This is a genomic window from Bacillus sp. MYb56 (genome assembly GCF_002976445.1).
Classification (GTDB): Bacteria; Bacillota; Bacilli; order Bacillales; family Bacillaceae_G; genus Bacillus_A; species Bacillus_A mycoides.
Genome location: NZ_PCOH01000064.1, coordinates 1 through 10,126, shown reverse-complemented (window position 1 = coordinate 10,126; position 10,126 = coordinate 1). Strand labels below are relative to the sequence as shown.

Here is a 10,126-nt window from a genome sequence, read left to right as displayed (position 1 = left end):
ATACACACAAAGATAAAAAATGGTGCCCATGGCACTTACGTTTTCGTTTCATTCCGCCTGCTTCTATAGCTAATTGATTAAGTGTAGCAGGAGACATATAGCGATATAACTCTTCGGCAAATAAAGACAACTCTTGTTTTTGATGCATATTCATAAAAAGCACGTCACCCTTTCTTATTAACATAAGAGAATAGTAACGTGCTTTTAACTTCAAGAATAGTCTAAATCCTTAAGTTGATGGATGTGGGGTAGCACCACATCGCCATCAACTTAAGAATTTTATAACACCCCCAAAACGAAAAAAATGAACTAAATTCCTATGGACAACTATGAAAGGATGGAATTTTCGTTTTGGGGATACTTCAAAATATTAGCTTGATGGGCATGTGATAAGACCCCAATTAGTTTCACTCAAACTAACCCTCATAAAAGCAACACAATATATATATAAAATAAAAAAAAGATTTACGAAAGACTTTTGTAATATTTGTGAAAGAGAAATGAAAGATTTTTAAACTAAGATGAACTTACTGATATTGATGTTATATCAGTCGTTAATAAAAAGTACCAGTAGAGAGTGAAGAACAGCATTGTGTTAAAGCAATCTGAACTAAATTCTACTAAGAGAGGAAAACAAAAATGAAAAAAAACTTTAAAACAATTAGAATTGGTAAGAAATTAATTCCTGCCACAGCGGCATTAGGTATTCTTTTTTCTTTAGCCCCTGTTGCAGAGAACAAAGCTAGCGCAGGTTTAGCCACGGTGTTGGATGTGACTATTACTTCATTAGGTATTGTAGCTGATATTTATGAAAAGCTTGGGATATCTGTAGGAGAGCCTGACTTATCTAATTACACTGGCCCCTATGCAGAGAATGTGTCTTACAGAGCTCCTAACTTTAAATCTGGGGAATTTAATATTTCTATGCATCATACGAAAGGAGATTCCAATTTCACTAGAACGATTAAAGTACTATATCCAGATGGAAAAAGTGAGATGAAAGACTTAAAATCGGGGCAACAGCTTAAGATTACAGAACCCGGTACAATTGTAGATTTGAAACCCTTTACAGAATCTGTATCAGAGCACGATCTTCTTTACATTACAAAAGCGCAATTGGATGAAGGAAAAACCGGGGTTGCGCTTAATCAAGGTATCACCATATACGTAGAAAAAACATCCGGTGAAAATAAAGTACTTGTTGACGAATTTTATAAGAAGAAATTTGGAGCAGATTCTCTTGACGGTTTTAAAGGATTAGGGGTGGACCGCTTTTCTTACTTAACAGATGAACAAAAGAAGGTAGCAACATTGACTTCACATCCAGTAGGTAGAGAAGTTCTTTCTAATTATGTTACGAATAACCCTACAGCTCAAGCAGATTTTAATAACCGGTCAAGTAATGTATTCGCAGAGATCACCAATACCCTAGAGACACCTATTAAAGCAGCATTTGGCTCACTAAATCACGGTGAATCCTATCAAATTATCCCCTATAAAAAAGGAAGCAATAAAGTATTGGTAAAAGCAGGTTCAAAATATCTTTCAGGGAAAGAAGGAAATGTTCTTCAATATTCCGATTCGATTGGTGACGATGAATTGTTTGAACTTGTCTCAGCCCCCGCTTTTCTTAATAAATGGCAGTTTGATTTGGTAAACAAGAATGGAGTACGTCTGACTAGTAATCCATACATTCAAGGCTTCCTGAAGGAAAACGATGGTGCTAATTCTTTCAGATCTGGAATTAGTTTCACTGCAAAAACCAATGATGAAGTTCACAACTGGTTAATAGACTGGTACCCTGGTAAAGAACATGATAGACAGAAGTATGATGGAAGAGTAGAGTTCAAAGCTAATGATAAAAGTGATGGCTCTATATGGACTGCATACGATGCTTCTGGAAAATTAATAACGAATAGTTGGATAGAACGAGATGGAGCATATCATTATGCAGATGCTTCAGGAGTTCTTTTGAAGGGTTGGCAGGAAATTAAAGGTAATACGTATTATTTTGCTCCGCATTCTAACTCCCTGGTAGTGTCATCAAACTCATCTGATGCACAGATTGAGGGTAAGGTCTATCATTTCAAGGATTCTGGTGTTCTGCAGCGATCAGCCTGGAAAGATGAGCAATATTCTGATGCTTCTGGAGCGTTTGTTAAAGAGGGTCTGAAAGAAATAGAAGGTAAAATTTACTATTTTAAAGATCTCGCAGTTACAAAGAATGAAATGCGTCTAGAAGACCAACATGTCATTCTTCACTTTTCCAACAAAGGCGTGCTTGAGAGGGCTTCAGATCTGAATGGGAAAGCATTAGCTAGTACTACTACTGTTACTCTTAACGGGAAACACGTAGTCTTTGAGAAAGACGGTTCTGTTAGAAAGCCAGGACTCACTGGAAAGAGACCTTTCCTCCAATCAGATGGAACTGAAAAGGTCACAATGCACTATTATAGCTTAGAGGATGGAGCTTCCTATTCGGGTTGGAAGATAATTGATGGAAAGAATTATTATTTTAAAGATGGTAAGCACTACACTTTTGATGGTTATGAAAATATTGACGGAAAAAAATATTATTTTAATAATGACGGACAAGCTATGTTGACAGGGTTTAAAAAAGAAAACGGTAAAATATACCACTTCAATGATAAAGGCGTAATGCAAAAAGGGTGGCAAGAAATCGATGGTAAATGGTATTACTTCGATGATTCTGGAGCAGCTAAGATAGGATGGTTCTCTGTTGGTGGTGGATACCATTTCCCTTATTACGGGTACTTTACTTATTATGCCAAAGAAGATGGTTCAATTTATCAAAACACCACTGTTGAACTTGATAATGGGAAAGGTGTTTGGAAGACTTATAAATTTGACAGTCATGGACACAAAGGTTATTAATAATCCAAAAAGAGTCTGTTTTTTATAAATATGACTCTCTAAATGAGATCCCTCAACCTAACTGGATCATATAACTCTGAAAAACTAAAAACATGGCTTCCAATCAGTGAATGAGAAAATGGGTTAAAGAGTGGGCGTTGATATTCTTTTAAGAATTTAATCATGTGAAGAAGTACATTTCTAATGTCCATGAAACAACAAGTCGAGAATGGCCGTAGGACCTTCGTCTTTGATAGTAATGGATATTACAAGGTGAAAAGTTAGTTAATAATGGGCTAGTACTGTTGCAGATAATGGTAGCGCCCCAGTTGTAGCTTCTAGTGAATTCATTTTAAAACCTGAGAATACAACTGCACCAGGCAATAATCACAAATGGGAGTTAGAAAGTATTAAGTAAAGAGCCATGCAATATATGTACCCTCTATCCATATGAATAGGGGGTATATATGGATTTCTAAATATAACAAGTCTTTCTATACATTTGTTACCCCTACTCCATACGCCACAAACTGAAGACTCCCCAGTATTTATTCTTTTAGGAATGGTATATAAACAGAATTTACCTAGTCATACAAGTAATCAAGTGTTAAAATTACCTTCTGAATTATAGAATCACCTTTAATAATTTTTAATGAATATAAGATCAAAGTGTTGGATTCCGACTTACTAATACTATCAGTGATAACTTCTGCATCTCCAAGTTCCATAGATTTATTAGATGAAAGCAGATAAAAGAAACATTTCAATTGTGATTTATGCACAAGAAGCGAGGATTATATATGAAAAAAAGGATTTTAATCGTAGAAGATGAAGAAAACATTCGAGAAGTATGCAAACGGTATTTAGAAAGAGAAGGATACGAAGTATATACAGCTATGAATGGAATGGAAGGCTGGGATGTATTTCATCAATATCAACCAGATTTAATTATTTTAGATCTCATGATGCCGAAAAAAGATGGATGGGAATTATGTGAGGAAATTCGTCAACAATCAAATGTCCCTATTATTATGTTAACTGCTAAGGGAGAGGAAAGAGATCGAATTTTAGGTTTAACAATGGGAGCAGATGATTATGTAACAAAGCCGTTTTCACCTCGTGAATTAGTATTAAGGGTTCAAATTATACTTAGAAGAGGCAATCAAATACCGATACAAGCAAAAGAATCCCTATCAGAAGTAATAGAATTTCCAGATTTGAAAATTTATCCAAAGACGAGATGTGTACTTGTTTGTGAAAATAAAGTGGAATTAACGGTGAAAGAATTTGAGGTACTTTATGTCATGGCACAGCATCCAAAACAAGTATTTTCTCGTTCGCAACTTCTTGAACTTATTTGGGATTTTGAACATGAAGGGGGCACAAACACAGTAACCGTGTTAGTGAGTCGTTTACGTGACAAACTGGAGAAGCATACGATAAAGAATCGTTGGATTCATACTGTTTGGGGAATAGGATATCGCTTTGAGCCAAATGGAGGAAATGAAACATGAGATTACGCATTCAATTGTTATTGATGAATTTATTAAGTACCAGTATCCTGGTAATTGCTATATGGTATAGTGAAACGCAAATGTTACTTGAACCAGAACAAACACGGTTATTAACAGTAATTGCGGTTGTAGGACTGATTATTTCAACGTTTATTTACTGGTTAATGACACGCCCTATCATGAGGTCCATTCAAAATTTAATTGAACTAACGAAACAATTTAGCGATAGACAATTTGAAACGAGGTATATAATTGGAAAAGAACCACGGGAGTTTAAAGAATTAGCAACAGCCTTCCAACAGATGGCCAAAAATTTGGAAGAAGGGTTTACTAAGTTAGAAGAAGGGGAAAAAGCACGTAAAGAGCTCATTACGAATATTTCACACGACTTACGAACACCAATGGCTAGCATACAATTGATGATAGAAGCATTACAAGATAATCTGATTGAAGATCCTGAAATGAGAAATCAGTACTTAGTTACGATTTTAAAAGAAATAAAAAGATTAAGTGGATTAATCAATGACTTATTTGACCTTTCAAAGTTAGAAATTGGGCAAGTAGATTTTCATCCAACTTTAATACATATGGACAAAGTCCTATTGGATGTACTAGAGGCACATTCTGTCTTATTAGCAAACAAACAGATCGATTTACAATTGGAGGTTCCTGAGACATTACCTCGACTTTTAATTATGCCGTGTAAAATAGCACGGGTCATTAGTAATTTGTTAGATAATGCAATCCGGTATTCACCTGTCTCTGGAACAATCCAGCTGATTGTAGAGGAAAATAAGCAAAAGCAACAAGTCCAATTCATTTTGCGTGATGAAGGAGAAGGAATTACTCCAAATGACCAACTACGCATATTTGAACGGTTTTTTAGAACAGATCAATCAAGAAGTTCACAATCTGGAGGATCCGGTCTCGGACTAGCCATTACAAAATCATTGATTGAAATGCATAGTGGAGAAATTGGTGTGAGAGATCGTTTAGACGGCAAACAAGGAAGTGAATTTTGGTTTACTCTTCCCATCACATCAGAAAAAAATAAGACCGCTGAAAGACTTTTGTAATACTTATATTATAGAAATGAAAGACTTCCTTGTTAACATACTACTACACAGTATGTTACAGGAGGTTTTTTATTTTATGAGAAGAAAACATGTATTGCTTATAGGAGGTTTTATAATTGTCGGGGGAATTTTATGGTCTTTGTTCCGCCCCGAGAAATTATTTATTGATAAGCAAGTGAATGAAGCATTGCCACAAACAGAAATACAATCAAACGAAACAAAACAACAAGAACGAGTAATAAGTGAAGGGCAGTTTCAAAATGGTATCCATGAAACAACCGGAAGAGCAACAATCCATCAATTAGCGGATGGAAAACGCGTTTTACGACTTTCCAATTTTTCAACATCTAACGGGCCAGATGTTCGAGTTGTATTAGTTCCTACAAACCATTTGAAAAATAATGAAGACGTGAAAAATCATCAGTATATTGAATTAGGAAAATTAAAGGGAAACAAAGGAGACCAAAACTATGGAATTCCTGAAGGAATAGATGTAGGTACATACGGTTCGGTTTCTATATGGTGTAAAAGGTTTAATGAAAACTTTGGTGCGGCTTATTTTGAAAAATAAGAAAGAAAGTTCTGTTGCAAAGTTTTTAAAGTAAGCTAAACTCTGTAACAAGCAAACGAGGAGTATAACAGATGAGATATTTTAAAGGAAAACAGTTCAAGAAAGATATTATCGTGGTAGCCGTTGTTTTTCTTTAAGCTATTGCGATGTTTCTGAAATTCTATAGGAACGTGGTATTTCTATAAAAATCAATGTGTCGAAAAGTTCGAGATAACATTTTGAAGGACTTCAAAAATACATAGACCTTTTGAATCATATATGAATTGTTGGGAAAAAGCTTTCCTTCAAACTAATGTAACTCCCATAATCCACTTAAACTCATTATCTTTATATAAATAAATTAATTAATAAGAATGATGGTATAGGTTATTAGGTAAGAATGGGAGTTTTTCACACAAGATTAAATGGGTATAGTTCTGTAAATCTATAAAAATTTAGTTTAGAGTTTCTTGTCCCAACCAATATCTAAAAGTGAAAGTTTAGATATTCTTGTCTAAATAGTTTGGAGTTTCATGTCCTTGTACACCTGAGATAAGAGGGGAGGTTAACCTACATCCCTCAAGTGTTCGTTAAATTCCGATTTAACGTAAATAACAATTGTAAAAATCTAAAATTTTTATTTATATCTACTAAGAGAGAGTTTTTATATTCCAATTAATGTAGATTTCAAACTATATATTTTTTACATAATAAAATCAAATGCGAAACGAATAATACATATCATTTTAACCCTAGTATAGGGAAAATAATAAAAGTTCAGCAATGCAAAATTGCTGAACTTTTATTATTTATTCTTTCCTATTCTGCCTAAGCTATCTTTAATAGTTGTTTCTCCAAGCTGTGTGTATAATAAGGCCGTATCTTGGCTAGTATGCCCAAGTTGCTGCATCACTTGTAACGAGTCTTTTTCTTCCATATATAACTTATTTGCCAATGTATGTCTTAATTTATGAGGAGACATTCTTTTACCAAAGGCCTTAGTATATTTTTCTACTATATCTTGGATAGCCCTAACTGAAAGAGGCTGTGCAGTATGTTTATACTTCGATAAGAATACATTTTTTAATTCTTTCCCTGGAGCATATTTTTTATCTCTAATTTCCATATAATTTTCAAGATCATTCAATGCAATTGGGGTAATCCATACAGAATCTTCTTTGTTTCCTTTTCGTATTACATCAATTAGCCTTTCTTTTAAGTTTATATCTTCCATACGAAGATCGGCCAATTCACTTACACGAATACCACTACCAAGAAAGAGGGAAAGAATAGCTACATCACGATCTTTATCTCTTAGGAAATAGAACAACTGATGTTTTGTTAAAGATTTTTCATGTTCGTACTTTATGTAATTCAAAAACTCTTGATCGTCATCATTATGAAATATTTTAGATCTCATACGTTTTGCACGGGCATTTAATGTTTCCTTATCTTTATGTATTTCAATTTTAGCCATTACATTTCTATAAAAATAACATTCTCCATCATCATTCTCTGATAGGGAGGTAAGGTACTTAAATAAAGACTTTAAGGCTGAAATTTTTCTGTTAACAGAGGAATTCTGCATATTTTGTTGTAGTTTTAAAAACCTCATAAAGTTCTCAACATCTTTTTTCTTTAAATTCTCCAAATCAGAGAAGGATATGTCTTTAATGGGCTTAAATTCAATAATTTGTTCAGATAATAGCCAATTAAAGAAAACTCTAAAATCATATACATAATTCAGTAGGGTGGAGGGAGAGGCATCATGCAATTCTTTGTACTCCACAAATTCTTCTATGTAAAAGGGCATTTCATTTAAATTCTCGTATAATTTCTTACGATGTACTGATTTTTGACGTTGCTTGCTGTAATCCATAAAAATCACCTCATATATACTATAACAGAAAAAATACACGAACACAAGTTCGCGTTAAATTCAATTTTTACACGAACTTATTTACATAATTTAATTATGAAATACTAAAATTCACTCGAAATTGAATGGGAAAGTGTAGTTATTCTAATAAAAGTTATAGATAACCAAGTGATAAATTCATATTTGGCGATAAAAATTATATATGTATATAAAATTAAACGATTTTCAAATATACATTCTAACAAAATGAATACATGAACACAGTTTAAAATTCGTTATAAAATGTGAATTGGTTAATTTAATCAAGGTTAATCAGGAGTTAGATAGATATCAACACAAGAAAAGCTCTTATAAATTAAAATGTAATTCACTATAAAAATTGTTTATGAGTAATTCAGCATTTGATTATTCTTATATAAAATATGAATTATATGGCGTATACCAATATACTACGATTCATGCATTTGAGCTTGAAATCCCTAGATACTGTATTTGATTTTTATATAATCGCATTATTATGCGTAAAATTGGTATTTCGTGCGAAGTTATAAGGTGTTTATTTTTCCCCCTTTTTATAATTCTTTTATGTTCATCCAACAAAATGCATCATGCATCTTTCATCCGTATGAATATCTTTTAGTTGCAGATACATTCACCTATACATTTTAATATTGATTACATGGTTGCTTATAGGGTATAGCTAGCATATAAATACATGTTAAAAAAATTTCAATGCAATACGGGTAACTTTAACCACTTAAGACTAAATAGGTTGTGCTTTACCCAAAACTTAATTGTTTTTATTTTGAAAGAGAATGTTTCCTATAGTCCTGTAAAAAGTATTCTTTATTGTACTTTGTTTATGTGAACATACAGTGATTTTTAATTCTAATACAGATTTTAAAATATAACTTCGCAATTTTCCCTTTCGTCTCAATAAGATAAGAATTCTTTTCATTTTGAGACGGATTTTACTCCTTTTTTCAAATATCTATAATATATCTTATGTAAACTAAATATAAGTAAGTAAATAATTTTTCTTTTTGAATGTGCTTCCTTGTTTTCTATTGTGGTAATCCACACAGATTGTTTCTAGATTATCTATATCTAATACGAGTGTTGAATGATGTTCGAGTTCTTTTATATGATGGATAACGAGTTGCATCTTCCTATGCTTCTGTTGTTTTGCTTTGTATTCATTCATGAAGCTTCCCCCTCCAACTAAGCAATATCAAATGTTAGAATGATAATCCATTAAGGTGTTAAACAAGTGATAAATACTAATGATACAAAACAAGCAGTCTATTCATTGGTCTTAGAAACATGGATAAACTTTGACCAATTTTTTAACCAATTTTGTTTTTCAACTCGTGGTTATTGTTGTGTCTTCTATTTTTAGCAAATGGCTTGATAATTGCCTAGATAATTATAAACACCGTAAAAAACGCTATAACTAACCCCAATAGGTCGCGCTCCCTTCAGGATAACTAACTGGAACGTTGGCATTTTTTGCATACTTAATAAATAGCAAAAAAAGCAAGTCTGCTGGAACAGGCTTGCTTTCTGATAGAGCTCTGACAACTCAAAAACCATTTCTCTATATTGTTTAAAAATGGTAATTTATGAAAATTATCGCACTCACTTAATAGAGAAATTAAAGTCATGAACCCTTACATAAATATTTTAATGATTACTATAATCAATCGCAAGAATTAAAAAAACGCTATATAACACTAATTGAATTATTTTTAATGTACGTAATTTCATAATGCATCTCTTAAGGTACTGAATCAAAATTTCCACTTAATTAACGAAGGTTGTATTTTTTACTTTCTAGTCTTCAAGTTTAATGCTAACCCAAAAACCATAGATACCTAGTGTAATAACTGTTAGAAGTAGCCATTTAATCCAGTTACCAAACAAGCCAACTGCTGAACCGTTAAATTTCATTCTATGCCCATCAACCACAGTATGGTTAATTTTCCAACCATAAACCATACACAACGCCCACGGATAGCAAATACCAAGCGTGAACACTGTAATAAGCGCTCCCAAGATACTCCAACCAATGAAGCTCAAAAGTCCACCATCAAAGAAAGACTGACGCCCCCATTTTGATTCTGGTCCATAGTTACTTCCTGCATTAACGTTTATGTTAATATTTTCTGCCTTGAACTACCCCCACTTTCACTTCGTTTAGAAGAGGGGGATTCCTAAGTAAAGAGTTCTATCG

Annotated in this window: 6 protein-coding genes and 3 pseudogenes; 5 read left to right on the top strand and 4 right to left on the bottom strand. The window is 33.1% G+C overall.

Annotation, left to right across the window (positions count from 1 at the left end):
- Positions 1-154, bottom strand: a pseudogene (locus CQ058_RS29625) (IS4 family transposase); the annotation flags it as partial.
- 485 nt (positions 155-639) lie between these two features.
- Between CQ058_RS29625 and CQ058_RS29620 the strand changes: the two are divergent.
- From CQ058_RS29620 to CQ058_RS29600, 5 genes and pseudogenes are all read left to right on the top strand, one after another.
- On the top strand, positions 640-2,895 hold the full coding sequence (locus tag CQ058_RS29620) for an N-acetylmuramoyl-L-alanine amidase family protein (RefSeq protein ID WP_002191520.1): 2,256 nt from the start codon (positions 640-642) through the stop codon (positions 2,893-2,895).
- 779 nt (positions 2,896-3,674) lie between these two features.
- Entirely contained in the window at positions 3,675-4,388 is a 714-nt protein-coding gene (locus CQ058_RS29615; protein ID WP_002069741.1) for a response regulator transcription factor, read from the top strand.
- Entirely contained in the window at positions 4,385-5,464 is a 1,080-nt protein-coding gene (locus CQ058_RS29610; protein WP_002191519.1) for a sensor histidine kinase, read from the top strand. Before CQ058_RS29615 ends, CQ058_RS29610 begins: the two co-directional genes overlap by 4 nt.
- A 76-nt stretch (positions 5,465-5,540) precedes the next feature.
- Positions 5,541-6,035, top strand: coding sequence for a DM13 domain-containing protein (locus CQ058_RS29605; protein WP_002191518.1), 495 nt, complete (start codon positions 5,541-5,543; stop codon positions 6,033-6,035).
- Positions 6,036-6,106: 71 nt separating this feature from the next.
- Positions 6,107-6,198 (top strand): annotated as a pseudogene (locus tag CQ058_RS29600) (IS6 family transposase); the annotation flags it as partial.
- Positions 6,199-6,819: 621 nt separating this feature from the next.
- Here CQ058_RS29600 and xerS read toward each other — a convergent pair.
- From xerS to CQ058_RS29585, 3 genes and pseudogenes are all read right to left on the bottom strand, one after another.
- Complete coding sequence (gene xerS, locus CQ058_RS29595; RefSeq protein WP_002169382.1) at positions 6,820-7,893, bottom strand: tyrosine recombinase XerS; 1,074 nt, start codon at positions 7,891-7,893, stop codon at positions 6,820-6,822.
- 1,012 nt (positions 7,894-8,905) lie between these two features.
- Positions 8,906-9,064, bottom strand: a pseudogene (locus CQ058_RS29590) (HNH endonuclease); the annotation flags it as partial.
- 662 nt (positions 9,065-9,726) lie between these two features.
- A complete protein-coding gene (locus tag CQ058_RS29585) occupies positions 9,727-10,047 on the bottom strand; it encodes a YjgN family protein (protein ID WP_033728272.1) in 321 nt (106 codons plus the stop codon).
- Between the last annotated feature and the right edge of the window lie 79 nt (positions 10,048-10,126).

Coding starts and splice junctions, on each gene's coding strand:
- CQ058_RS29620 (WP_002191520.1), top strand. CDS start 640: ATGAAAAAAAACTTTAAAACAATTAGAATTGGTAAGAAATTAATTCCT.
- CQ058_RS29615 (WP_002069741.1), top strand. CDS start 3,675: ATGAAAAAAAGGATTTTAATCGTAGAAGATGAAGAAAACATTCGAGAA.
- CQ058_RS29610 (WP_002191519.1), top strand. CDS start 4,385: ATGAGATTACGCATTCAATTGTTATTGATGAATTTATTAAGTACCAGT.
- CQ058_RS29605 (WP_002191518.1), top strand. CDS start 5,541: ATGAGAAGAAAACATGTATTGCTTATAGGAGGTTTTATAATTGTCGGG.
- xerS (WP_002169382.1), bottom strand. CDS start 7,893: ATGGATTACAGCAAGCAACGTCAAAAATCAGTACATCGTAAGAAATTA.